The organism is Blastococcus xanthinilyticus (genome assembly GCF_008124835.1).
GTDB classification, from domain to species: Bacteria; Actinomycetota; Actinomycetes; order Mycobacteriales; family Geodermatophilaceae; genus Blastococcus; species Blastococcus xanthinilyticus.
The window spans coordinates 80,859-102,853 of record NZ_VNHW01000006.1 but is presented as its reverse complement, the minus strand read 5'-3'; the positions used below and the strand labels follow the sequence as shown (position 1 = coordinate 102,853).

Here is a 21,995-nt window from a genome sequence, read left to right as displayed (position 1 = left end):
CCCCCGCACATACGCTGCGGGGCGATGACCGACGACCCGCACGGCACCGACCCCCGCCGGCAGGTGCCGCGCACCGACACCCTGCTCGCCGACCCGCGGCTGGCCGCGGCCGGTGACCGGCTGGGCCGCGACCTGGTGAAGGCCGCCATCGGCCGGGTGCAGCAGCGGGTGCGGGACGGCGAGGTGCCGCCGGCCTCGGCCGTCGACGCCGTGGTCGACGAGCTACCGGCGACGGCGGCGAGCCTGCGCCCGGTGCTGAACGCCACCGGCGTGCTGGTGCACACCAACCTCGGCCGCGCGCCGCTCTCGCCCGCGGCGGTGGCGGCGGTGGTCGCGGCCAGCGGGACCACCGACGTGGAGCTGGACCTGGGCACCGGCCGGCGCGGACCACGGGGCGAGGCGGCGATCGCGGCGCTGCTGGAGGCGGTCCCGGCCGCGGAGGCCGCGCTCGTGGTGAACAACTGCGCCGCGGCGCTGGCGCTGGTCGCGACGGCGCTGGGCCAGGGGCGGGAGCTGGTGCTGGCCCGCGGCGAGCTGGTGGAGATCGGCGACGGCTTCCGCATCCCCGAGCTGCTGCAGACCACCGGCGCCCGGCTGCGCGAGGTCGGCACCACCAACCGGGTCACGCTGGCCGACTACCGCGACGCCCTCGGCCCGGACACCGGCGCGGTGCTCAAGGTGCACCCGTCGAACTTCGTCGTGCGCGGCTTCACCCGGGTGGTCGAGGTGGCCGAGCTGGCCGGCGCCCTCGACGGGATCCCGCTGGTCGCCGACGTCGGCTCCGGGCTGTTGCGCCCCTCCCCGCTGCTGCCCGACGAGCCGGATCTGCAGACCACCCTGGCCGCCGGCGCGGACCTGGTGCTGGCCAGCGGCGACAAGCTGCTGGGCGGCCCGCAGGCCGGGCTGGTGCTCGGCCGGGCGGAGCTGGTGCAGCGGTTGCGCCGGCATCCCCTCTACCGGGCGCTGCGGGTGGACAAGACCACCCTCGCGGCGCTGGAGGCGACGTTGCGCGGCCCCGTCCCGCCGGTGCGGGAGCTGCTCGCGGCCGACGTGGACGGGCTCCGCGCCCGCGCCCGTGCGCTGGCCGGCCGGCTGGGCGACGCCGGGGTCGAGGCGGTCGCGGTGGACGCCGACTCCCGGGTCGGCGGGGGAGGAGCCCCCGAGCACCCGCTGCCCGGCGCCGCGGTCGCGCTCGCGGCGTCCTTCGCCGAGCCGCTGCGGCGCGGCCGGCACCCCGTCGTCGGGTACGTCGAGGACGGCCGGACGCTGCTGAACCTGCGCAGCGTCCCGCCGGCCGCCGACGACGCCCTGGTGACGGCGGTCCTGGAGGTGGCCCGCCGGTGGACGTGAGCACTGCCGGGATGGACGTCATCGCCACCGCCGGCCACGTCGACCACGGCAAGTCGGCCCTGGTGCGCGCGCTCACCGGCATGGAGCCCGACCGCTGGGCGGAGGAGCGCCGCCGCGGGCTCACCATCGACCTGGGCTTCGCCTGGACGACGCTGCCCTCGGGCCGCCGGCTGGCCGTGGTCGACGTCCCCGGCCACGAGCGGTTCGTGGGCAACATGCTGGCCGGGGTCGGATCGGTCCCGGCCGCGCTGGTGGTGGTCGCGGCCGACGACGGCTGGTCGGCGCAGACCGCCGAGCACGTCGCCGTCCTCGACGCCCTCGGCGTGCGGCACGCGCTGCTCGCGGTGACCAAGGCCGACCTCGCCGACCCGGTGCCCGTGCTGGCCGACGTGCGGGAGCGGCTCGCCGCCACCTCCATGGGCCAGGTGCCCGGCGTCGCGGTGAGCGCGGTGACCGGCGCCGGGCTGCCGGAGCTGACCACGGCGCTGGAGGCGCTGCTGGGCGGCCTGCCCGCGCCGGACCCGGCGGCCGCGGTCCGGCTGTGGATCGATCGGGCGTTCACCATCCGCGGCGCGGGCACCGTGGTCACCGGCACGCTCGCCGCCGGCACCGTCGCGGCCGGCGACCGGTTCCTGCTCGGCGACCGGGAGGTGACCGTGCGGGGCGTGCAGTCGCTCGGCGCGGCGGTCGACCGGGCGGCGGCGACCGCCCGGGTCGCGCTGAACCTCCGCGGCATCGCGGTGGAGGAGATCTCCCGCGGCGACGCCCTGCTCACGCCGTCGGCGTTCCGCCGCACCGAGGTCGTCGACGTGACCCTGACCGGGGACCCCGTGGACCGGCTGCCCGCCGAGCCGGTGGTGCACGTGGGCTCGGCGACGGTCGGTGCCCGGCTGCGCCCGCTCGACGGCGCGGCGGTGCGGCTGCGGCTGGACCGCCCGCTGCCGCTGCGTGTCGGGGACCGGCTGCTGCTGCGCGACCCCGGCGCCCGGCGGGTGCTCGGCGCCGACGTGCGCGACGTCGACCCGCCCGAGCTGCACCGCCGCGGCGCCGCCCGGCAGCGGGCCGCCGACCTCGCCGCCCAGCCGGGTGGAGCCGACGGCGCGGCCGCCGACCTGGCCCGCCGGCGCATCGTGCGGGCCGCGGACTTCGCGGCCATGGGATGGCCGGTGCCCGCCGAAGCCACCGTGCACGGGCCGTGGCTGCTCACCGCCGGGCTGGCCGACGAGCTGGCCGGGCGGGTGCCCGACGTGGTCGGCCGCTACCGGCGTCTCCGCCCGCTGGAGCCGGGACCGCCGGCCGAGGTGGTGCGCCGCGCCCTCGACCTGCCCGACGCCGACCTGGTGCCCGCGCTCGTGCGGGCGCCGCTGGCGCTGCGCGAGGGGCGGGTCGTCGACGGCGCGGCCGACCTGCCGCCGGCGGTGCAGCGGGCGGTGGACGCGATCCGCGCGCGCCTGGCGGCCGACCCCTTCGCCGCCCCTGAGGCGCCGGAGCTGGTGGCCGCCGGGCTGGGCGCCCGGGAGCTCGCCGCCGCCGCCCGCAGCGGGCAGCTGGTCCGCGTGGGGGAGGGGGTCTACCTCGCCCCAGGCATCGACGCCGTCGCCCGTGCCCGGCTGGTGGATCTCCCGCAGCCGTTCACCCTGAGCCAGGCGCGCCAGGCGTGGGGGACCAGCCGCCGGGTCGCCGTCCCGCTGATGGAGTGGCTGGACGCCCGCGGCGTCACCACGCGGTTGCCGGACAACACCCGCCGCCTCGGATAGGTGTCCGGCCGCAGGTCGGTCTCTGCTTCCCATGCGGAGCAGAGATCGAGTGCGGGCTCGCGTCGTTTCGGTCTCTGCTCCCGGGAGGAAGCAGAGACCGACTGCGCCGGGACCAGGAAGAGATTCCCGGGAAGTCGGACTCTGCCCACGGCGGTGGGCAGAGTCCGAATTCCCGCGGAACAGGTCAGCGGCTGGGCCCTCAGCCGGCCGGGGGGACCCAGCGGGCGGGGCGCTTCTCGCGGAAGGCGGCGATGCCCTCCTGGCCCTCGTCGCCGGCGAAGAACCGCGCGGAGAGGTCGAGCAGGTCGTCGAACGCGAGCTCGGGCTGGCGGGCCCGCAGCAGCCGCTTGGTCTCGGCCAGCGCGGCGGGGGCGCCCGCGGCCAGCGCGGTGAGCTGGGTGGTGAGCACCTCGTCGACGCCGTCGTCCGGGGCGACGAGGTCCACGAGTCCGCCGGCGGCCGCGGTGGCGGCGTCGAAGACCTCGCCGGTGAGCATCAGCCGGTGCGCCACGTGCGTGGTCATGCGCGGCAGGACGACGGCGGAGATGACCGCCGGGACGAGCCCGAGCCGCACCTCGGAGAACGCGAACGTGGCCGACGAGGCGGCCACGACGACGTCGCAGGCGGCCAGCAGCCCGACGCCACCGGCGCGCGCCGGACCGCGGACGACGGCGACGACGGGCTTGGGGGCGGACCAGACGAGGGAGAGCAGCTCGGGGAACTCCCGCACGCCCTGGTCCTCCGACGACCCGCCGGTGGCCTCGGACAGGTCCATCCCGGAGCAGAACACCCGGCCGGTGTGGTCGAGCACCACCACGCGCACCGCGTCGTCGGCCAGCGCGTCGGTCAGGGCCGCGCGCAGCTCCGCGCGCATCGCCCGGGACAGTGCGTTGCGGTTGGCGGGGGAGTCGAGGGTCAGCGTGGCGACGCCGCGGGAGACGGACACCTGCAGCACTCGGTCGGAGGTCACGCCCGGCATCCTGCCGGTCGCGGGCGGCCGGCGTCGCTCGGGCCTGGCGTGCCAGCTAGCCCGGCGACCGCACCGGAGGCGCGGCTAGCGCGTGCGGACTGACGTCGCCGCGAGCTCCGCGAAGCTCTTGATCTCCCGATGGACCTGGTCGCTGAGCTCCTTGCGGCGCGCCGGCGTGGCACCACTGATCGCGGCCGCGCTCTGGAGGGCTGCGTCGGCTGCGGCGCTGACCGGGCCGCTGCTCAGCATGAAGACCTCGTAGTAGCGGCTCCACGCGGCGGCCCGCGTGGCGCGCACGTCCTCGCCGACGGCCGGTTCGGCCTGGGCGGCCGCGTCTTTCCCGCCCAGCCGTGCGCGCACGTACCACTGGTTCAGCACCGCCCGGCGGTAGTCCAGCGCGGCTCCGCAGAAGGCCATGTACACCTCCATGCGCCGCCGGCGCAGGTCCTCGTTGCGCTGCACCCGGGCGTCGTGGCGGGTCTTCCAGGGGCCGTACACCGCCGGTATGGCCGCGCCGATGCCTGCACCGACCGCTGCGGCGATCACGGAGGGGTCGATGGCCATGCGTCATCGAATCGGCCGAGTGGCGTGCATGACAATGCCTTCCCGCCTGGCGGGAGCGGCCACGCGGCACACTGGGAGCAGATGAACACCGTCCTGCCCCTGCTGACCGACGCCGGCCTGCCGCCCGGCGCGCCCGGCCCCGACCCGCTGCCCGACAGCGCCCGCGAAGGGCTGGCCACCACGCCGTTCGGGCTCTACGTGCACGTCCCGTTCTGCGCGACCCGCTGCGGCTACTGCGACTTCAACACCTACACCTCCGACGAGCTGGGCCCCGGCGCCAACCGCAGCGAGTACGCGGGCACGGCGATCGCGGAGCTGCAGCGGGCCGTCCGCACCCTCGGCCCGGAGCTGCCGACGGTCTCCACCGTCTTCGTCGGCGGCGGCACGCCGACGCTGCTGCCCGCCGACGACCTCGCCGCGGTCCTGTCGGCGGCCCGGGAGCTGTTCCCGGTGGCCGACGACGTCGAGGTGACCACCGAGGCCAACCCGGAGACCGTCTCGCCGGCCTCGCTGGCCACGCTGCGCGAGGCCGGCTTCACCCGGGTCAGCCTCGGCATGCAGTCCGCCGCGCCGCACGTGCTGGCCGCGCTGGACCGGCGGCACACGCCCGGCCGCGCCGTCGAGGCCGCGCACGAGGCGCGCGCGGCCGGGTTCGACCACGTCAACCTGGACCTGATCTACGGCACGCCGGGGGAGACCGACGCCGACTGGGCCGCCTCGCTCGACGCCGTGCTCGCCTCGCCCGTCGACCACGTCAGCGCCTACGCGCTGATCGTCGAGGAGGGCACCAAGCTGGCCCGCCGCGTCCGCCGCGGCGAGCTGCCGATGCCCGACGACGACGTGCTGGCGGACCGCTACGAGCAGGCCGACGCGACCCTGGGCAGTGCGGGCTTCGAGTGGTACGAGGTGTCCAACTGGGCCACCTCCGACGCCGCCCGCTGCCGGCACAACGAGCTGTACTGGGCCAACGCCAACTGGTGGGGCGTCGGGCCGGGCGCGCACAGCCACGTCGGCGGGCTCCGCTGGTGGAACGTCAAGCACCCGGCCGCCTACGCCGACCGGCTGGCCCGGGACCAGAGCCCGGCCCAGGACGCCGAGCTGCTCGACGAGGCCGACCGCGCCCTGGAGGCGGTCATGCTCGGCCTCCGGCTGCGCGACGGGCTGCCGCTCACGGCCCTGACCGGCACCGGCCGGGCCCGGGCCGCGGACGCCGTGCGCGGCGGCCTGCTCGACCCGGCCGCGCACGCCGACGGCCGGGCCGTGCTGACCGACCGGGGCCGGCTGCTGGCCGACGCGGTGGTCCGCGACCTGACCGACTGAGAGCGGACCCGACACTCCGATCTCACCCGGACGGGCGAGATCGCGGCGCCGGATCTGGGCTATGGTCCCCGTTCCGGCAACGGCGCCGGCTTCGTACGAGGGGGTGGTCCGCGGTGCCCGCACCAGGAGTGCGCCCCGGCGAGGAATCTCCGCCGGGTCCCCGGACCCCCGTACCGCCAGCCGCCGCGCCGGCCCTCTGACTCCGGCGATCCAGCCAGCCGGGTCCTCCCGACCTCCCGCGCCACCGACCGGTGACCGCGCACGTCCGCGTCGCCAGAAGGAGATCCGCATGTCCGCCAGCCTCGACTCCATGTCCGCCAGCACGGCGGACCGCTTCCGCACCCTGCTGCAGACCCAGCGGGCCGACTGCGTCCACCAGCGCGAGGAGGCCATCGCCGAGTGCGCCACCTCGGTGCCCGACCCGGTGGCCCAGCGCCGCAGCGCCGACCTGCAGCGCACCGTCGAGGAGATCGACGCCGCGCTGAGCCGCCTCGACGAGGGCACCTACGGCCGCTGCACCGGCTGCGACGCCCTCATCCCCGAGGAGCGGCTCGAGCTGCGCCCGTTCGCGCGCACCTGCGTGGCCTGCACCGCGGCCGCCTGACCGCTTCCTCCACCGGTCCCGTCTGACGGATGTCAGACGGGACCGGCGACGTCCGCCACTACCGGCCCGGGGCACGGGGGCGGCAGGCTCGGGCCATGCCTCCCGCCCCCGCCCTCGACATCCGCGGGCTCACCGTCCGCTACGGCGACGCGGTCGCCGTCGACGACCTGTCCCTGACCATCCCGCGGGGCCAGACCGTGGCCCTCCTCGGGCCCAACGGAGCGGGCAAGTCAACCACGGTCAACGCCGTCCTCGGGCTGCTCAACCCCACCGCCGGCGAGGTCGAGGTGCTCGGCCGGAAGCCGCAGGACGCGGTGCGCGCCGGCAGCGTCGGCGCGATGCTGCAGCACGGCGGCCTGCCGACCGAGGCCCGGGTCGGCGAGGTGATCGACCTGGTCCGGCGCAGCTTCGACCGGGCCGGGCAGACGACCGCCTGGCCCCTGGAGGACCTCGTCGCCACCGCGGGCATCGACGGCCTGCTCGGCCGCCCCGTGGACGCGCTGTCCGGCGGTCAGCGGCAGCGGGTGCTGCTGGCGCTGGCCCTGGTGGGTGCGCCACCGCTGCTGCTGCTCGACGAGCCGACCTCCGCCATGGACGTCGAAGGCCGCCGCGCCTTCTGGACGACGATGCGCGGCCTCGCCGCGCGCGGGCACACCGTCGTCTTCGCCACCCACCACCTCGACGAGGCCGACGCCGTCGCCGACCGGGTGGTCGTGGTGGCCGGGGGGCGGGTGGTCGCCGACGGCACCACCGCCGAGGTCAAGGCCGGCGTGGGCGGGCGGACCATCTCCTTCACCGCCGGTCCGGAGCGCCGGCTGGACGACGTGCCGGCCGTCACCGCCGTCACCCGCCAGGGCAGCACCGTCACCCTGGCCACCGCCGACGCCGACACGACCCTCCGGGCGCTGCTGGCCGACGGCGGCCTGCCCGACCTCGAGGTGCGCGGCGCGACCCTCGAGGACGCCGTCATCTCTCTCATCGCCGCCCGTCGGCAGACCTCGATCGGAGCGCCCCGATGAACCCGCTGTTCGCCTTCCAGCTGCGCCGCGTGGCGCGGAACAAGCAGTTCGTCTTCTTCACCGTGCTGCTGCCCGCGCTGTTCACGATCTTCCTCACGAAGATCATCGGCGGGCAGATGTCCGTCGCCGCCGAGCGTCAGGAGGTCTCGGCGTCGATCATGGTCTCGATGATGGCCTACGGGGCCATCGGCGCCGCCCTGGGCGCCACCATCCGGATCTCCTTCGACCGCGCGTCGGGATGGCTCCGGCAGCTGCGGGTCACCCCCGTGCCGCAGACCCAGGTCTTCGCCGTCGACGTCGCCGTCGGGGTGCTGCTGACGCTGCCCAGCATCCTGGTGGTCGCGCTGGTCGGCCGGCTGATCAACGGCGTCGAGCTCGGGGTGGCCACCTGGGTCACCCTGATCGCGGTGCTGTGGGCCGGCTCGGCGGCCTTCGTCGCGCTCGGGATCCTGGTGGGGCTCTCGCTCGACGAGAAGGCGGCCGGCGGGGCCATCGGCATCCTCGGGGTCGTGCTCGCGGCGCTGGGCGGGCTGTGGTGGCCGGTGGAGATGCTGCCCGGGGCGATGCGCGGCCTGGCGTACGCGCTGCCCTCGTACTGGTACGCCGAGCTCGGGCGCGGCGTGGTGTTCGACGGGTTCCCGGGACCGGCCGGCGTGCTGGCGATCGCCGCGTACACCGCCGCCTTCGGCGCCCTCGCCGTCCTGGTGGCGCGCCGCAGGCCGCTGTACGCGGTCGCGGGCTGAGCGCGGTTACGGTGCCGCTCGTGGATCCCCGGAACCGGTGGCAGCGGCTGGGCTGGGCCGTGCCCTGGCTGCTGTTCCAGGTCTTCCCGATCGCCGACCTGGTGAGCACGTCCCGGCCGCTGCTGGTCCAGGTGGCGGCGGCCGGGGGGCTGATCGCCTTCACCGTCGTCTACCTCGGCATCTTCGGGGACGCCTTCGGCGAGCGCCGCGACTGGCCGCGCGCGCCGCTGGCAGTCGTCGCCGTGCTCGGCGTGGGGCTGGCCGTGTGGCTGGGTCCCGCGTGGGCCGGGCTGATGATCTACATCTCGGCGGCGGCCTCCGTGGGCCTGCCCCAGCGGTGGGTGTGGCCGGCGGTCCTGGGCGCGGCCGGTGTGTGCGCCGCGGTGCTGGCCACCCACGGCGTGCTCGGCGACGTCTTCATCCTCCCGGTGATGTGCGTGCTCACCGCGTTCGCGTTGCGCGGGATGCGGCAGCTGGTCTCGGTGAACGCCGAGCTGGTGGTGGCCCGCGAGGAGCTGGCCCGCAACGCCGTGGCCGAGGAGCGGATGCGGTTCGCCCGCGACCTGCACGACCTGCTCGGCCACAGCCTGTCGCTGATCGCGCTGAAGAGCGAGCTGGCCGGGCGGCTGGCCGAGCGGGACCCGGCGCGGGCGCGGCAGGAGATGGCCGACGTGGAGTCCGCCGCGCGCCGGGCGCTGGCGGAGGTGCGCGACGCGGTCAGCGGCTACCGCCAGGTCAGCCTGGCCCAGTCGCTCGTGGAGGCGCGCTCGGCGCTGCGCGCGGCCGGCATAGCGCTGAAGGCGCCACCGCCGGCTCCGCCGCTGCCCGGGCCGGTCGACGCGGTGCTCGGCTGGGTGCTGCGGGAGGCCACCACGAACGTCCTCCGGCACAGCGGCGCCCGGTCGGTCACCGTGGCGTTCGCCGCGGCGGAGGACGCCGTCGAGCTCACCGTCTCCGACGACGGGCGGGGTGGCGACGCCGCCGCGGGGGCCGGCCTCAGCGGGCTCGCCGAGCGGGTCGCCGCGGTGGGCGGCCGGCTGGCGCACGGCCCGAACCCGGGTGGCGGGTTCCGGCTGGCCGTCGCCGTCCCCCTGACCGGCGCGGTGGCCGCCGGGTGCGTGCCGGCCGCGGACGTGGCGGCGCCGTGATCCGGGTGCTGCTGGCCGAGGACCAGTCGATGGTGCGCGGGGCGCTGCGCGCGCTGCTGGAGCTGGAGGAGGACATCGAGGTGGTGGCCGAGGTCGGCCGGGGCGACGCCGTGGCCGCGGCCGCCGCCGAGCACCGGCCGGACATCGCCCTGCTCGACATCGAGATGCCCGGCGCCGACGGGCTGACCGCGGCGCGCGAGCTCGCCACGGTGCTGCCCACCTGCCGGGCGGTCATCCTCACCACCTTCGGCCGGCCCGGCTTCCTGCGCCGCGCCATGGAGGTCGGCGCCGCGGGCTTCCTGGTCAAGGACGCGCCGGTCGCCGAGCTGGCGGCGGGGATCCGCGCGGTCATGGCCGGCGAGCGGGTCATCGACCGCGACCTGGCCGCCGCCGCCCTGGCCATCGGCGCTACGCCGCTGTCCACCCGGGAGGCCGACGTGCTCCGGGCCGCCGCCGACGGGGCGACCGTCGCCGACATCGCCGGGCGGCTGTTCCTGTCGGAGGGGACGGTGCGCAACTACCTCTCCTCGGCCATCGGCAAGACCGGGGCGCGCACCCGCGTCGAGGCCGCGCGGGTCGCCGAGGAGAAGGGCTGGCTCTAGCCGGTGCGCGTGCCGGGCACCGGCGGCTGGGCCGGGATCGACGCCGTCGCCGGCTCCTCCGGTGGCTGCACCGGGGGAAGGGCGTCGAGGTCGAGCACCCGCACGTGGATGACGGTGCGCTGCTGCAGGGCCGCCCGCAGCGCGCGGTGCAGGCCGTCCTCGAGGTACATCTCGCCGTGCCACTGCACCGCGTGCGGGAAGAGGTCGCCGTAGAAGGTCGAGTCGTCGGCCAGGAGCGCGTCGAGCGCGAGCTCCCGCTTCGTCGTGGTCAAGGTGTCCAGGCGGACCTGGCGGGGCGGGATCATCGCCCAGTCGCGGGTGGACAACCCGTGGTCGGGATAGGGGCGCCCGTTGCGCACGCCTTTGAAGATCAGGGGACCGACCTCCGCTCTCAGCCCCGTCCCGGGGCGCCGACGGGGACAACCCTAACCGCCCGGGAGAGCCGCCGTCGGCCGCTCCCGGCGGCCCCGCCGGGAGGCTCGCCGCCGCGTCCGCGAGCCAGGGGGACGGCGCCGTCGGTCGCGTATGCTGGCCTGGCACTCTGTTCGTGCGAGTGCCAGTGGTCGTGCGCGAGCCGGCCCGGGCAGCCCCCGGACCGGCCGGCCGGCCGCGGGAGGTCGACCTCCCGGCCGGCACCGCACGGCGCGTCGACCGGTACGGGGAGGTGTCACCGTGGCGCACGACGAACGCCGCCTGGAGGTGCTCCGGGCCATCGTCCAGGACTTCGTCTCGACCAACGACCCGGTCGGCAGCAAGGCCCTCGCCGAACGGCACGACCTGGGCGTCTCCCCGGCCACCATCCGCAACGACATGGCGGTGCTGGAGGAGCAGGGCTACATCACCCAGCCGCACACCAGCGCCGGCCGGGTGCCCACCGACAAGGGGTACCGGCTGTTCGTCGATCGGCTCTCGGCGGTCAAGCCGCTGTCGGCCGCCGAGCGCCGGGCGATCGAGCGCTTCCTCGACGGCGCGGTCGACCTGCACGACGTGCTGGGCCGCACCGTCCGGCTGCTGGCTCAGCTGACCCGGCAGGTCGCCGTCGTGCAGTACCCGACGCTCTCCCGCAGCGCCGTGCGGCACCTCGAGGTCGTGCAGGTCGCGGCCGGCCGGCTGCTGCTGGTGCTCATCACCGACACCGGGCGGGTGGAGCAGCGGGTCGTCGACTGCCCGGCCGACGTCGACGCCGGTGCGGTCCCGGAGCTGCGGACGCTGCTGAACTCCGCGTTCGCCGGGGTGAAGCTCGGCGAGGCGGGGGACAAGGTGCCCGGTCTGCTGGAGACCGCGCCGGTGCACCTGCGCGGCCTGGTCGCCGCGGTCAGCGCGACGCTGGTGGAGACCCTCGTCGAGCCCAGCGAGGACCGGCTGGTCGTCGGCGGGACGGCGAACCTCGCCCGCGGCAGCGCGATGGACTTCCCCGGCACGATGCAGCCGCTGCTCGAGGCGCTGGAGGAGCAGGTCGTCGTCCTCCGCCTCATGGGCGAGGTCGACGCGAGCACCGTGCTGGTGCGGATCGGCGAGGAGAACGCCCACGAGGCCCTGTCGGGCGCGTCGCTGGTCACCGTCGGGTACGGCTCGGCCGACCGGTCGCTCGGTGGCCTCGGCGTCGTCGGCCCGACCCGGATGGACTACCCAGGGAACATGGCCGCGGTCCGTGCCGTGGCCCGCTACGTCGGCCACCTGCTGGCCGAGAGCTGAGGACGAGAACTTCGATGGCAACCGACTACTACGGCGTGCTGGGCCTGGCCCAGGGGGCCACGGACAGCGACATCAAGAAGGCCTACCGCCGGCTGGCCCGTGACCTGCACCCCGACGTCAACCCCGACCCGGCCGCCAAGGACCGCTTCCAGGAGGTCAGCCGCGCGTACGAGGCGCTGACCGACCCGGAGAAGCGCCGGATCGTCGACCTCGGCGGCGACCCGTTCGACGCCGCCGGTGGTGCTGGTGCAGGCTTCGGCGGCGCCGGCTTCGGCGGGCTGGGCGACATCATGGACGCCTTCTTCGGCGGCGCGGCCACCCGTGGCCCGCGCAGCCGCACCCGGTCCGGCCGCGACGCGCTGATCCCGGTCGAGCTGGAGCTGGACGAGACGGTCTTCGGCGTCACCAAGGAGATCACCGTCGACACCGCCGTCCTCTGCGACACCTGCGCCGGCGCGGGCACCGCGCCGGGGACCCACGCCGCCACCTGTGCGACCTGCTCCGGCCGCGGCGAGGTGCAGAGCGTGCAGCGCGGCTTCCTCGGCCAGGTCGTCGCCAGCCGCCCGTGCCCCACGTGCTCGGGCACCGGCCAGGTCATCCCCGAGCCGTGCCCCAAGTGCGCCGGCGACGGCCGGGTCCGCGCCCGCCGCACCATCTCGGTGAAGGTGCCGGCCGGCGTCGAGGACGGCATGCGGATCCGGCTCACCGGGCAGGGCGAGGTCGGCCCCGGGGGCGGCCCGGCCGGTGACCTCTACGTCGAGGTGCACGAGCGCCCGCACGAGGTCTTCACCCGCGACGGCGAGGACCTGCACTGCCGGGTCACCCTGCCGATGACCTCCGCGGCGCTGGGCACGACGCTGAACCTGAAGACCCTCGACGGCGAGGAGGAGCTGGACATCCGGCCGGGCACCCAGTCCGGCAGCGTGCTCACCCTCCGCGCCCACGGCGCCCCGCGGCTGCGCGCGACCGGCCGGGGCAACCTGCTGGTGCACGTGGAGGTGCAGACCCCCACGAGGCTGGACGGCGAGCAGGAGAAGCTGCTCCGCGAGCTGGCGGCGCTGCGCGGGGAGGACCGGGCCGACTCCCACCGCGAGGCCCAGGGGGGCCTGTTCTCCCGCGTCCGCGACGCATTCAACGGCCGCTGATGACCGAGCAGACCCCGGCGCTCGACGGCGCACCGCTGTTCCTGCTGGACGAGCTGGCCGACACCGCGGAGCTGCTGGTGCCCGGCCCCGAGGGCCGGCACGCGGTCGAGGTGCTCCGGCTGCAGCCGGGCGAGCGGGTGCACGTCGGCGACGGCCGGGGGGTCGTCGTCGAGGGGGACGTCGTCGCCGCCGGGCCGGAGGGGCTGCGAGTCGCGGTGCAGGAACGGTTCGAGGTGCCCGAGCCGGACCCCGAGTTCGTGCTCGTCCAGGCGCTGCCGAAGGGCGACCGCGGGCCGCTGGCGGTCGACCTCGCCACCGAGCTCGGCGTCGACCGGATCGTGCCCTGGCAGGCCTCCCGCTGCGTGACCCGGTGGCGGGACGACCGGGTGGACAAGGGGGTCGCCAAGTGGCGCGCGGCGGCGCGGGCGGCGGCCAAGCAGTCCCGCCGTCCCCGGCTGCCCGAGGTGACCGAGCCGATGACCACCCGGGAGGTCTGCGGCCTGCTCGCCGACGCCGACCTCGCGGTGGTGCTGCACGAGCAGGCGCGCCGCCCGCTCGCCGGCCTTCCCGTGCCCCCCGCGGGCACGGTGGTGGTCGTCGTCGGCCCGGAGGGCGGCCTCACCGACGGAGAGGTGGTCGCCTTCCGGGCGGCCGGCGCCGAGGCGGTGCGGCTCGGCCCCGAGGTGCTGCGCACCTCGACCGCGGGCGCGGCGGCTCTGGCGGCACTGTCGGTCCGGAGCCGCTGGGCCTGACCCGCACCAGGCCCGGGGCGCCGGGGCGGGCGCTGGTCACGCGCCCACCCAATCCAGCGGTGCGTACCGCTTGCCGCCGATCCCGCGGACACCGGGCATCGTGATCGCATCCAGGAACCGGGCCGGACGCGCGCTTCGCATGAATTCGTCGTAAGCGTGCTCGTCCACCCATTCGGCCCAGTTGAGGACGCGAGAACCGTCCAGGCTGACGTGGAAGTGGCTCGCGATCAACCCGGGGACCGGTTCGGACAGCGGGCCGTCGACGAGGGCATCGATCGACGTCCGCTGGCGCTCGGGACCGTCGACGTCGAACGTGGGAGCGACGACGAGGCCCGGAACGGACCCGGGAGCGTGCACGGCGCTGCGATAGGGGACGAACCGGATGGGCTGGGCCCGACCGGTGCCTGCACCCGGGGCGTGGCTCCCGTCGAAGCGGCGGTAGTCGTCGTCGCCGGCCCACTGCGCGTAGGTCAGCAGTGTCTGCCCGTCCGTGCTGCCGAACGCCGTGAGCGCCAGGAACCCGGGGGGCGGGGAATTGTCGCGGTAGGGGGCGACGGCTTCCGCGGCTGCCGCACGCTGCCGGTCCGCCGTCGCGACGTAGCGGGGCGACACCAGAACGATCCCGCTGTCGGGGCGGCGCACGTCCGGGAACGAGGGCTGGTCCGACCTCATGCGCGTGCCTCCAGCTTGCGTGCCGCACCCGCAGCACCGCGGCGGAGTTGCGCGAGCGCCTCCGACCAGTCGGCGACCTCGTCGAGGAGGCGCAGCAGGAGCACCTCCTGGTGCCGTGGGGGTGTCAGGGTGTCCGGCTGCCGGGGATCGTCGAAGCGGAAGTCGTCCCTCAACGAGAGCGCGACGTGTGTCCGCACGTCGGCGATCTTCAACTCGGCGAGGACCAAGCGCAGGTGTTCGCCCGCACGGACGCCCCCCTGGAGCCCGTAGGTCACCAGGCCGGCTGCCTTGTCGCCCCATTCGCTGTACAGGTAGTCGATGGCGTTCTTGAGAGCAGCGGGAAGGGAGTGGTTGTATTCCGGCGCGACGAAGACGTACCCGTCGTAGGACGCGATCGCGTCCGCCCAGCGTCTGGTGTGCTCGTGGGCGTACGTCCCCATGGCCGCGGGCGCCGGCTCGTCGAGGATCGGGAGTCCGTACTCGGCCAGGTCCACCACCTCGACGTGCGCCCGGTCGCCGCCCGACGCAACCCGGTGCACCCACCGGGCCACGGACTCTGCCCGCCGTCCGGGTCGGGTGCTCCCGACGATGATCGCGATACGGGGCATAGTCGCTCCTCCTCAGCGGTCCTCCTGGACCGTTTGACGAACAAACGTTCAGGAGGGACCGTAGCAGTCCGTTTGAGGGGCAAACGATTTGCTAGGGTGGTGTCATGCACTCGAGCGATGCGCCGGAGGGAGCTTCACCGCCGGACAAGCTGTGGTCGCTGGTCACCTGGCTGGTGGGTCACGTGTACGTGGACTCACGCCGGCTGGTGACCGATGCCTTCGGCAACTCGACGAGCCGTACCGACCTCGCGGTGCTGGCAGGTCTTGCGGAGTACGGCCCGGTCAGCCAGGCCGTGCTCGGCCGGAGGCTCGGGATGAACCTCGGGGACATGGTTGCGGTGCTGAAGCGCCTCGAGGCCCAGGCGTGGGTGACCCGTCGGGAGGACCCGCAGGACCGCCGACGGCACACCATCGCGATCACCGACGACGGCGCAGCGGCACTCGATCGCCTGGAGGAGCGGGCGCTCGCGGCACAGGCCGAGCTCCTCGAACCCCTTTCGCCCCCGCAGCGCGAGCAGTTGGTGACGCTGCTGCAGACGATCGTGGGCCACCACCGCGACTACCGGCGTCCTGAAGGTGGGGCGAGCGGCACCCCCGCGTGAGACCCCCGGGCCAGCGGCCGGAGTACGGCTCCCTGCTGACCCGCACCGGGCGAGCGGGTCGGCGTCCCGCGCCGGGGGTCTCCGCCCCGCGGCGCGGAACGCCGCACCTCCTCAACAGCAGCGGCTCACCGGGTTCGCTTCGACCTCGTCCATGCGCTGCCGCTCGAACTCGCGCCGGCTCATCGGCGTGTGCCCGTGGTCGGTGCAGTGCGCCAGGTGCCGGTCCCAGCGGGCCTCACCGCTCCACTCGCGCAGGTACCAGACGACGCCCCGCCAGGCGCGGACGACGGCGTCGCCCCCGCGGGCGGCGATCGGGCTGGTCACGGCCGGGTCCTGTCCGGGCGATCGTCGAAGGTGCCGTGCGTACCGGCCCCCGCACCGACCAGGCGATCGTGCTCGGCCATCCGGCGCTTCTCCTCGGCGGTGGGGAACAGCCCGGAGGGCTCCACGAGCTCCGGCGGGACCGCCGGCTCCTCCGTGGTGGGCAGACCGTGCGACCGGATCGCCTTCGCGATGACGACGGCGGCGTGGACGGCCACCACCAGCGTCAGCGCGAACACCGACTGCAGGATCCCGTTGAGCGTCGAGTTGAAGATGGTCGGGGCCCCGCCGGTGCGGGAGATGAGGGTGTCCTCCTGGACCGCGGCCGCCGCCGCGGCCAGGGTCTGCGCGCTGGTGTCGAAGCCCAGGCCGTCGAGCCACGTGGCAGCGGACTCCGCCGTCCCCCCGGTGGCACCCGCCGGGCTGTTCATCGCGAAGTAGAGGCCCTGGTCGATGACGCACGCGGCGATGAGCGCGCTGATCGCGACGAAGGACTCCATCAGCATGCCGCCGTAGCCGATGAGGCGGACCTGGCTCTCCTTGGCCACCATCTTCGGCGTCGTCCCGGAGGCGATCAGCGCGTGGAAGCCGGAGAGCGCCCCGCAGGCGATGGTGATGAAGACGAACGGGAACAGGGAGCCGGCGAACACCGGACCGGTGCCCTCGCGGGCGAAGTCGGTGACCGCCTCGGCCTGCAGCACCGGCCGGGCGATGATCAGGCTGATCGCCAGCAGGACGATCACGCCGATCTTCATGAAGGTCGACAGGTAGTCGCGCGGGGTGAGCAGCAGCCAGACCGGGAGCACCGAGGCGACGAAGGCCGTAGATCCCCAGGGCCAGGACCAGGAACTCCCGGGAGAGGGTGAGGGAGTCGCCGAGGGCGGTGTCCTGGATCCAGCCGCCGGCCACGATCGCCAGGAGCAGCAGCGCGACGCCGATGCCGGTCGCCTCGAGCACTCTGCCCGGCCGGAGCCGGCGGAGGTAGACGCCCATGAACAGCGCGATGGGGATGGTCAGGCCGATCGAGAAGACGCCCCACGGCGACTCGGCGAGCGCGTTGACCACGATCAGGGCCAGCACCGCCAGGATGATGATCATGATCGCGAAGACCGCGATCAGCGCCGCGATGCCGCCCTCCCGCCGCCCGCGTCAGGGGTGGTGATCGTGGTGGACGTGTGCGCTCCCTCGCGCCCTGCGTGCGCTCCGGGCGGCGCATGCCGGGAGGCAGCATAGGGACCGGCGACCGTTCCGGCTCCCCGACGTGTCGCCGCGCCGGTGAGGATCAGCGGAGGGCGGTGCGGGCGCGCTCGCCGACCAGGTCGACGACCAGCGTCACCAGCACGATGGCCGCGAGCACGGTGGTGACGGCGGGCCAGTCGAAGGCGGCGATCGCGCCGGAGAGGAGCACGCCGATCCCCCCGGCGCCGAGCAGCCCGACGAGCACGGTGTCGCGGATCGCGACCTCCCATCGGTAGAGGCCCAGCGCCAGCACCGGCCCGCTCAGGACGGGCAGCACGCCGTAGAGCCAGCCACCCAGCGGGGAGGCGCCGGCCGCCCGCAGCGCGTCCCGGGGACGGCTGTCGAGCTCCTCCGTCGCCTCGGCGACCAGGCGTCCCAGCACACCCAGCGTGTACACGCCCAGCGCCAGCGCGCCCGGCAGGACTCCGGGCAGCAGGACGAAGAGCAGCACCAGCGCCCAGACCGGGGGCGGGACCGCGCGCGGGACCAGGAATGCCCACCGGGTGGCGACGCCGAGGGCCCACCGCCCCGGTCCGGCTCCCGGTCGGCGGGCAGCCAGGCCGGACAGCAGGACGGCGCCGGCCGTGGCGAGGGCGATGGCGATCACCGACATCTGGAGGGTGTCCACGGCCGCCGACGCGATCGCCCCGAGCAGGTCCCCGTCGGTGGCCGGAGGCCAGGCGGCGCCCAGCACGTAGGACAGCTGCTCGAGGGTGCCGGCAGAGGTGAGCGTCGCCGGCGTCAGGGCCAGGTACCACCACGACCACGCCACCAGGGCCACCGATCCCAGCACCGCGGTCGTGAGGAGCCGGTCGCGGGACGGCCGGTCCTCGCCCGCCGGCCGCGGGTCTGCGACGCGGCGCCGGACGGCGCGGCCCCCCACGTCGGCCAGCGCGCACAGCGCCGCCAGTGCGAACACCGCCGTCCAGACCTCGTCCCAGCGCAGCGACGCGAACGACAGCGCCAGCTGGTAGCCCAGCCCGCCCGCGCCGATCAGGCCGAGCACGACGGCCGACCGGACGGCGCACTCCAGCCGGTAGAAGGAGTAGGACAGCAGCCCACCGGCGGCCGGGGGGAGCAGCCCGTACAGCGACGCCGTCGCGCGGCCGGCCCCGGCCGCGAGCAGTGCCTCGTAGCTCCCGCGCGGCACCTCGTCGAGCAGGTCCGCGAAGACCTTCGCGGTGATCGCGCCGTAGGGGATGCCGATCGCCAGGACGCCCACCCAGGGGTCCAGGCCGAGGACGTTCACCAGCAGCAGACCCCACACGGCCTCGTGCAGGCCGCGGGGGAGCGCGAGCAGCCCACGGGCCGCGGTCCAGCCGGTGCGCCGCCGTCCCCAGGTGGTGCGGGCCACCACCCCGGCGCCGAGCGCGCCGAGGACGAGGGCCAGGGCCGTTCCGGAGGCGGCGTAGGCCACCGTCACCAGGGTCGCCCGGCCGAGCACCGCGAGGAACTCGGCGTCCAGCGCCGGGGAGAGGGCGGCGGAGGCGAAGCGGCCGAACTGCCGCAGGCCCGCCGGGTTCACCACGGGGCCGGAGAACAGGCCCGCCCCGGCGAGCGACCAGACGACGACGGCGACGGCTCCGGCCCCCCACACCCAGCGCCGCCGGTCCCGGCGCAGCCGCGGTCGCGGTCCGGGCGGGGCGAGGACGGCGGTCACCGCACCACCCCGTAGAACCGCTCGAGGTCGGCGAGGGTCAGCGACGTCGCGGGGGCGTCCAGGGCCACCCGGCCGTCGAGGAGCCCCACCACCCGGTCGCAGTGCCGCAGGGCGAGGGCCGGGTCGTGCAGGCAGACCAGGAGGGCGCCGCCGCGGCTGCGGGCCGGCTCGCCCAGCAGCTCGAGGGCCAGGTCGGCCAGGGCGGGGTCGAGCGCCGACGCCGGCTCGTCGGCGAGCACGAGGTCGGGCCGCTGGACCAGCAGCCGGGCCAGGGCGACCCGCTGCCGCTGTCCGCCGGAGAGCCGGTCGGTGCGCTCGAAGACGCGGTCGGCCAGGCCCACCCGGTCGAGCGCGGCACGCACCTCGGGCACCCCCTGCGGGCGCAGCAGCGACCAGGCGGCGCGGGCGGCCGACCAGGAGCCGAGGCGCCCGGCGTTGACGTTGTGCACCACCCGCAGCGCCCCGGTCAGCTCCAGGTGCTGGTGCACGGTGCCGGTGCGCGCGCGGACCTGGCGCAGCTCCCGCCCGCGCAGCGCGGACGGGTCCCGGCCGAGCACCTCGACGGTTCCGGCCGTCGGGACGACGGTGCCGTTGAGGACGTTCAGCAACGTCGACTTGCCGGCCCCCGAGGCGCCGACGACGGCGACGCGTTCTCCGGCGGCCACCTCGAGGTCGATCCCCGCGAGCGCGGGCGAGGTTCCGTAGCGGACCTCGAGGCCGGCCAGCCGCAGGACGGCGCTCAGTTCACCAGCCCGAGGTCGCGGCCGATCTGCTCGATCTGGTCGTAGTTCGCCGCCTCGGTGGGGAGGAAGGCGCCGGCGCCGAACAGCTCGAGCACCTCGGCGTCCTCCGGGTCGTCGGCGGAGAGCCCGGTGAAGTAGTCGGTGAGCCGCTCGGGCAGGTCCGCCCCGAGGCGCTCCACCGCGTCGGGGCCCAGCAGCCAGTGGTAGTCGGCGTAGGCCGGGGTCCGGGCGTAGCGGACCACCGCGGGGTCGAGCTCGCCGGCGGCCGCCCGGGCCTCGTAGACCTGCTCGTTGAGCACGCCGGCCTGGTAGCTGCCGGACGCCACGAGCGACAGCGTCGCGTCGTGCGATCCGGAGAACCCGGGTCCGCCGGGGAAGCCCTCGGGGTCGACGCCCTGCTCGGCGAGGAAGAAGGCGGGCATCAGCCGGCCGGAGGTCGAGGTCTCGCTGCCGTAGGTGAAGCGCAGGCCGGCCAGCGGCGCGAGGTCGTCGGACGGGGTCAGCCCGGTGTCGCGGTTCACGACGAACACCGAGTGGAAGTCCTCGTCGATGTCCCGCTGGGCCACGGGAACCGCCCCGGGTGTCTGGAGCCGGGCCTGGACGCCGGTCAGCCCGCCGAACCAGACGAGGTCGAGGTCGCCGGTGCGGAAGAGGGAGACGGCGGCGGCGTAGTCGGTGACCGGGACGTACTCGACCTCGATGCCGAGGTCCTCGGCGAGGGAGTCGGCCAGGGTCCCGTAGAGCCGCTGCAGGACCTCGGGGTCCTGGTCGGGGATGGCGCCGATCCGCAGCGGACCCGCGGCGTCGGCGGCCGCCGGGGCGGGGGAGGCGCCGCCGCAGCCGGTCAGCAGCGCGGCGAGGGCGAGGAGCAGGGCGACGGCGGTCAGCCGGGCCGGGCGGGGGATTCCGTAGGCGGGGCCACCCGACCGGGCGGCGCGAACGGTGCGCACTAGATCCGCGCGGGGGGACGGAGAGGGGACACGGGAGACCTCCGGGAGGCGGCAGCGGGGAGCGCCCCATCCTGCACCGGCGGGCTCCCCGCCGGCGCCGGGAGGCGGCCCGGGGCCCGGTCGGTCACGTTCTGGGCACGGTGCCCGGCCCCCGGCCGGAGAGGCCCGCGGAACGGCCTACTGTGACGCCGGTAACCGGCGGGCCGATCGCGGCCGGCCACACGGCGCGCGCGGAGCGGGCCGGCCGGCGCCCCCCCAGCGGGCGCCGCGCCCCTCGCGGGACCGGCGTCGTCGTGCTCGACAAGGGAGAGACATGCGCACCAAGCTCAGCACCGTCGCCGCGGCCGGCGCCGCGGCCCTCCTGCTCGCCTCCTGCGGCTCCGGGGAGGGCGGCGAGGACACCTCCGCCTCCGGCGGGCTGACCGGCGAGGGCAGCGGTGAGTCCTGCACCATCGAGGGCGAGGTGCCGATCGGCGCGGTGCTGAGCCTGACCGGTGCGGCGGCCAGCTACGGCGAGTCCCAGCAGCGCGGCCTGGAGCTCGCGGCCGCGGAGCTGGCCGAGAACGACGGCGTCACCTACGACCTCACGATCGAGGACGACCAGACCGACCCCCGCCAGGCCATCACGCTGTTCGACGAGTTCGTCAACGACGGCGCCAGCCTGATCATCGGCCCGACGCTGTCCAACGCCGCGATCCAGGCCGACCCGATCGCCCAGGACGCCGGCGTCCCGGTGCTCGGCATCTCCAACACCGCCGCGGGCGTCACCGAGATCGGCGACTACATCTTCCGCGACTCGCTCACCGAGCAGGCGGTCATCCCGCAGACGATCGCCGCGGCCACCGAGCAGTTCGGCCTCGAGGACGTCGTGGTCATGTACAGCAACGACGACGCCTTCACGGAGTCCGGCTACGAGGCCTTCTCCGCCGCGCTGGAGGAGGAGGGCGTGGAGGTCAGCGAGACGATCACCTTCTCCAAGTCCGACACCGACTTCCGCGCGCTGCTGACCCAGGCGCAGGAGAGCGACCCCGACGCGATCGTCGTCTCCGCGCTCATCGAGGCCGCTGTGCCGCTGGTGACCCAGGCCCGCGAGCTCGGCATCGACGTCCCGATCATCGGCGGCAACGGGTTCAACAACCCGCGGCTCATGGCCGACGCCGGCGAGGCGGCCGAGGGCGTCGTCGTGGGCGCGGCGTGGAACTCCTCCTCGGACAACCCGGAGAACCAGGCGTTCCTCGAGGCCTACGAGGCCGAGTACGACGCCGCGCCCGACCAGTTCGCCGCGCAGGCGTACACCGGGCTGAAGCTGGTCGACCAGGCCGTGCGGGCGAACTGCTCCGCCGAGCGGGACAGCATCCAGCAGGCCCTCGGCGAGATCGAGGACGTGCCCACCGTGCTCGGCGAGTTCTCCATCGACGAGAACCGCGACGCCGAGCACCCGGCGGTCGTGCAGGTCGTCGAGAACGGCTCCTTCGCCGTCCTGGAGTGACCCGCTCCGCGGCGCCGGCCGGCCGACCGGCCGGTGCCGCGC

General features: G+C 75.5%; 23 protein-coding genes and 1 pseudogene. 13 read left to right on the top strand and 11 right to left on the bottom strand.

Annotated elements, in window-relative coordinates:
• Positions 1-24 precede the first annotated feature (24 nt).
• A complete protein-coding gene (gene selA, locus BD833_RS10970) occupies positions 25-1,350 on the top strand; it encodes an L-seryl-tRNA(Sec) selenium transferase (protein WP_166533180.1) in 1,326 nt (441 codons plus the stop codon).
• Positions 1,341-3,107, top strand: a complete 1,767-nt coding sequence (gene selB / locus BD833_RS10965; protein WP_243737592.1) for a selenocysteine-specific translation elongation factor — start codon at positions 1,341-1,343, stop codon at positions 3,105-3,107. The genes selA and selB overlap by 10 nt, the downstream gene beginning before the upstream one ends.
• Positions 3,108-3,306: 199 nt before the next feature.
• Here the strand turns inward: selB and BD833_RS10960 are convergent, their stop codons facing one another.
• A complete protein-coding gene (locus BD833_RS10960; RefSeq protein ID WP_208092583.1) occupies positions 3,307-4,077 on the bottom strand; it encodes an enoyl-CoA hydratase-related protein in 771 nt (256 codons plus the stop codon).
• Positions 4,078-4,161: 84 nt separating this feature from the next.
• Positions 4,162-4,641 (bottom strand): hypothetical protein, encoded by a 480-nt coding sequence (locus BD833_RS10955; protein WP_166533178.1) that lies wholly within the window; start codon positions 4,639-4,641, stop codon positions 4,162-4,164.
• Positions 4,642-4,722: 81 nt separating this feature from the next.
• On the opposite strand from BD833_RS10955, the gene hemW reads away from it, so the two are divergent.
• The 6 genes from hemW to BD833_RS10925 all read left to right on the top strand — a co-directional run bounded on the left by hemW (position 4,723) and on the right by BD833_RS10925 (position 10,077).
• On the top strand, positions 4,723-5,961 hold the full coding sequence (hemW, locus tag BD833_RS10950; protein ID WP_166533177.1) for a radical SAM family heme chaperone HemW: 1,239 nt from the start codon (positions 4,723-4,725) through the stop codon (positions 5,959-5,961).
• 289 nt (positions 5,962-6,250) lie between these two features.
• Entirely contained in the window at positions 6,251-6,565 is a 315-nt protein-coding gene (locus BD833_RS10945; RefSeq protein ID WP_166533176.1) for a TraR/DksA family transcriptional regulator, read from the top strand.
• Between the two features lie 95 nt (positions 6,566-6,660).
• Complete coding sequence (locus BD833_RS10940) at positions 6,661-7,584, top strand: ABC transporter ATP-binding protein (protein WP_166533175.1); 924 nt, start codon at positions 6,661-6,663, stop codon at positions 7,582-7,584.
• Positions 7,581-8,327 carry an ABC transporter permease gene (locus tag BD833_RS10935; RefSeq protein ID WP_166533174.1) on the top strand — a complete coding sequence of 249 codons (747 nt, stop codon included), beginning with the start codon at positions 7,581-7,583 and terminating at the stop codon, positions 8,325-8,327. The genes BD833_RS10940 and BD833_RS10935 overlap by 4 nt, the downstream gene beginning before the upstream one ends.
• Before the next feature lie 20 nt (positions 8,328-8,347).
• Positions 8,348-9,475, top strand: coding sequence for a sensor histidine kinase (locus BD833_RS10930; RefSeq protein ID WP_166533173.1), 1,128 nt, complete (start codon positions 8,348-8,350; stop codon positions 9,473-9,475).
• Positions 9,472-10,077: a response regulator transcription factor gene (locus BD833_RS10925; RefSeq protein ID WP_166533172.1), complete on the top strand. Its 606-nt coding sequence runs from the start codon at positions 9,472-9,474 to the stop codon at positions 10,075-10,077. Before BD833_RS10930 ends, BD833_RS10925 begins: the two co-directional genes overlap by 4 nt.
• Here the strand turns inward: BD833_RS10925 and BD833_RS10920 are convergent.
• Positions 10,074-10,448 (bottom strand): type II toxin-antitoxin system VapB family antitoxin, encoded by a 375-nt coding sequence (locus BD833_RS10920; protein ID WP_481748697.1) that lies wholly within the window; start codon positions 10,446-10,448, stop codon positions 10,074-10,076. The two genes, BD833_RS10925 and BD833_RS10920, sit on opposite strands and share 4 nt — an antisense overlap.
• A 301-nt stretch (positions 10,449-10,749) precedes the next feature.
• On the opposite strand from BD833_RS10920, the gene hrcA reads away from it, so the two are divergent.
• The 3 genes from hrcA to BD833_RS10905 are packed head-to-tail and all read left to right on the top strand — an operon-like array spanning position 10,750 to position 13,669.
• On the top strand, positions 10,750-11,772 hold the full coding sequence (gene hrcA, locus BD833_RS10915) for a heat-inducible transcriptional repressor HrcA (RefSeq protein ID WP_166533170.1): 1,023 nt from the start codon (positions 10,750-10,752) through the stop codon (positions 11,770-11,772).
• A 14-nt stretch (positions 11,773-11,786) separates the two neighbouring features.
• Complete coding sequence (gene dnaJ, locus BD833_RS10910) at positions 11,787-12,917, top strand: molecular chaperone DnaJ (protein WP_166533169.1); 1,131 nt, start codon at positions 11,787-11,789, stop codon at positions 12,915-12,917.
• On the top strand, positions 12,917-13,669 hold the full coding sequence (locus BD833_RS10905; protein WP_166533168.1) for a 16S rRNA (uracil(1498)-N(3))-methyltransferase: 753 nt from the start codon (positions 12,917-12,919) through the stop codon (positions 13,667-13,669). The genes dnaJ and BD833_RS10905 overlap by 1 nt, the downstream gene beginning before the upstream one ends.
• A 36-nt stretch (positions 13,670-13,705) precedes the next feature.
• Here BD833_RS10905 and BD833_RS10900 read toward each other — a convergent pair whose 3' ends face one another.
• Both BD833_RS10900 and BD833_RS10895 read right to left on the bottom strand, forming a co-directional pair.
• On the bottom strand, positions 13,706-14,341 hold the full coding sequence (locus BD833_RS10900) for a monooxygenase (RefSeq protein ID WP_166533167.1): 636 nt from the start codon (positions 14,339-14,341) through the stop codon (positions 13,706-13,708).
• The gene (locus BD833_RS10895; protein WP_166533166.1) at positions 14,338-14,949 is read right to left on the bottom strand and encodes an NADPH-dependent FMN reductase; all 612 of its coding nucleotides are present in this window, start codon (positions 14,947-14,949) and stop codon (positions 14,338-14,340) included. Before BD833_RS10895 ends, BD833_RS10900 begins: the two co-directional genes overlap by 4 nt.
• 206 nt (positions 14,950-15,155) lie before the next feature.
• Here BD833_RS10895 and BD833_RS10890 point away from each other — a divergent pair, with 206 nt between their 5' ends.
• Positions 15,156-15,551: a MarR family winged helix-turn-helix transcriptional regulator gene (locus BD833_RS10890; protein ID WP_166533165.1), complete on the top strand. Its 396-nt coding sequence runs from the start codon at positions 15,156-15,158 to the stop codon at positions 15,549-15,551.
• A gap of 111 nt (positions 15,552-15,662) precedes the next feature.
• Here BD833_RS10890 and BD833_RS10885 read toward each other — a convergent pair whose 3' ends face one another.
• The 6 genes and pseudogenes from BD833_RS10885 to BD833_RS10865 all read right to left on the bottom strand — a co-directional run bounded on the left by BD833_RS10885 (position 15,663) and on the right by BD833_RS10865 (position 20,464).
• Complete coding sequence (locus BD833_RS10885; RefSeq protein WP_208092582.1) at positions 15,663-15,875, bottom strand: YbdD/YjiX family protein; 213 nt, start codon at positions 15,873-15,875, stop codon at positions 15,663-15,665.
• Complete coding sequence (locus BD833_RS10880) at positions 15,872-16,678, bottom strand: carbon starvation CstA family protein (RefSeq protein WP_279536013.1); 807 nt, start codon at positions 16,676-16,678, stop codon at positions 15,872-15,874. Before BD833_RS10880 ends, BD833_RS10885 begins: the two co-directional genes overlap by 4 nt.
• A 79-nt stretch (positions 16,679-16,757) precedes the next feature.
• Positions 16,758-16,970 (bottom strand): annotated as a pseudogene (locus tag BD833_RS23240) (carbon starvation CstA family protein); the annotation flags it as partial.
• Between the two features lie 184 nt (positions 16,971-17,154).
• Positions 17,155-18,771: a PhnE/PtxC family ABC transporter permease gene (locus tag BD833_RS10875; protein ID WP_166533164.1), complete on the bottom strand. Its 1,617-nt coding sequence runs from the start codon at positions 18,769-18,771 to the stop codon at positions 17,155-17,157.
• Positions 18,768-19,496, bottom strand: coding sequence for a phosphonate ABC transporter ATP-binding protein (locus tag BD833_RS10870; RefSeq protein WP_279536015.1), 729 nt, complete (start codon positions 19,494-19,496; stop codon positions 18,768-18,770). Before BD833_RS10870 ends, BD833_RS10875 begins: the two co-directional genes overlap by 4 nt.
• A 14-nt stretch (positions 19,497-19,510) precedes the next feature.
• Positions 19,511-20,464, bottom strand: a complete 954-nt coding sequence (locus BD833_RS10865; protein WP_243737590.1) for a putative selenate ABC transporter substrate-binding protein — start codon at positions 20,462-20,464, stop codon at positions 19,511-19,513.
• Positions 20,465-20,777: 313 nt separating this feature from the next.
• Between BD833_RS10865 and BD833_RS10860 the strand changes: the two genes are divergently transcribed.
• Entirely contained in the window at positions 20,778-21,953 is a 1,176-nt protein-coding gene (locus BD833_RS10860; RefSeq protein ID WP_166533163.1) for an ABC transporter substrate-binding protein, read from the top strand.
• Positions 21,954-21,995: the final 42 nt, after the last annotated feature.

Bases quoted from the DNA above. Each gene is read 5' to 3' on its own strand.
- BD833_RS10895 (WP_166533166.1), bottom strand. From the start codon at position 14,949: ATGCCCCGTATCGCGATCATCGTCGGGAGCACCCGACCCGGACGGCGG.
- BD833_RS10900 (WP_166533167.1), bottom strand. From the start codon at position 14,341: ATGAGGTCGGACCAGCCCTCGTTCCCGGACGTGCGCCGCCCCGACAGC.
- BD833_RS10860 (WP_166533163.1), top strand. From the start codon at position 20,778: ATGCGCACCAAGCTCAGCACCGTCGCCGCGGCCGGCGCCGCGGCCCTC.
- hemW (WP_166533177.1), top strand. From the start codon at position 4,723: ATGAACACCGTCCTGCCCCTGCTGACCGACGCCGGCCTGCCGCCCGGC.
- selA (WP_166533180.1), top strand. From the start codon at position 25: ATGACCGACGACCCGCACGGCACCGACCCCCGCCGGCAGGTGCCGCGC.
- BD833_RS10905 (WP_166533168.1), top strand. From the start codon at position 12,917: ATGACCGAGCAGACCCCGGCGCTCGACGGCGCACCGCTGTTCCTGCTG.
- BD833_RS10955 (WP_166533178.1), bottom strand. From the start codon at position 4,641: ATGGCCATCGACCCCTCCGTGATCGCCGCAGCGGTCGGTGCAGGCATC.
- dnaJ (WP_166533169.1), top strand. From the start codon at position 11,787: ATGGCAACCGACTACTACGGCGTGCTGGGCCTGGCCCAGGGGGCCACG.
- BD833_RS10935 (WP_166533174.1), top strand. From the start codon at position 7,581: ATGAACCCGCTGTTCGCCTTCCAGCTGCGCCGCGTGGCGCGGAACAAG.
- BD833_RS10940 (WP_166533175.1), top strand. From the start codon at position 6,661: ATGCCTCCCGCCCCCGCCCTCGACATCCGCGGGCTCACCGTCCGCTAC.
- BD833_RS10945 (WP_166533176.1), top strand. From the start codon at position 6,251: ATGTCCGCCAGCCTCGACTCCATGTCCGCCAGCACGGCGGACCGCTTC.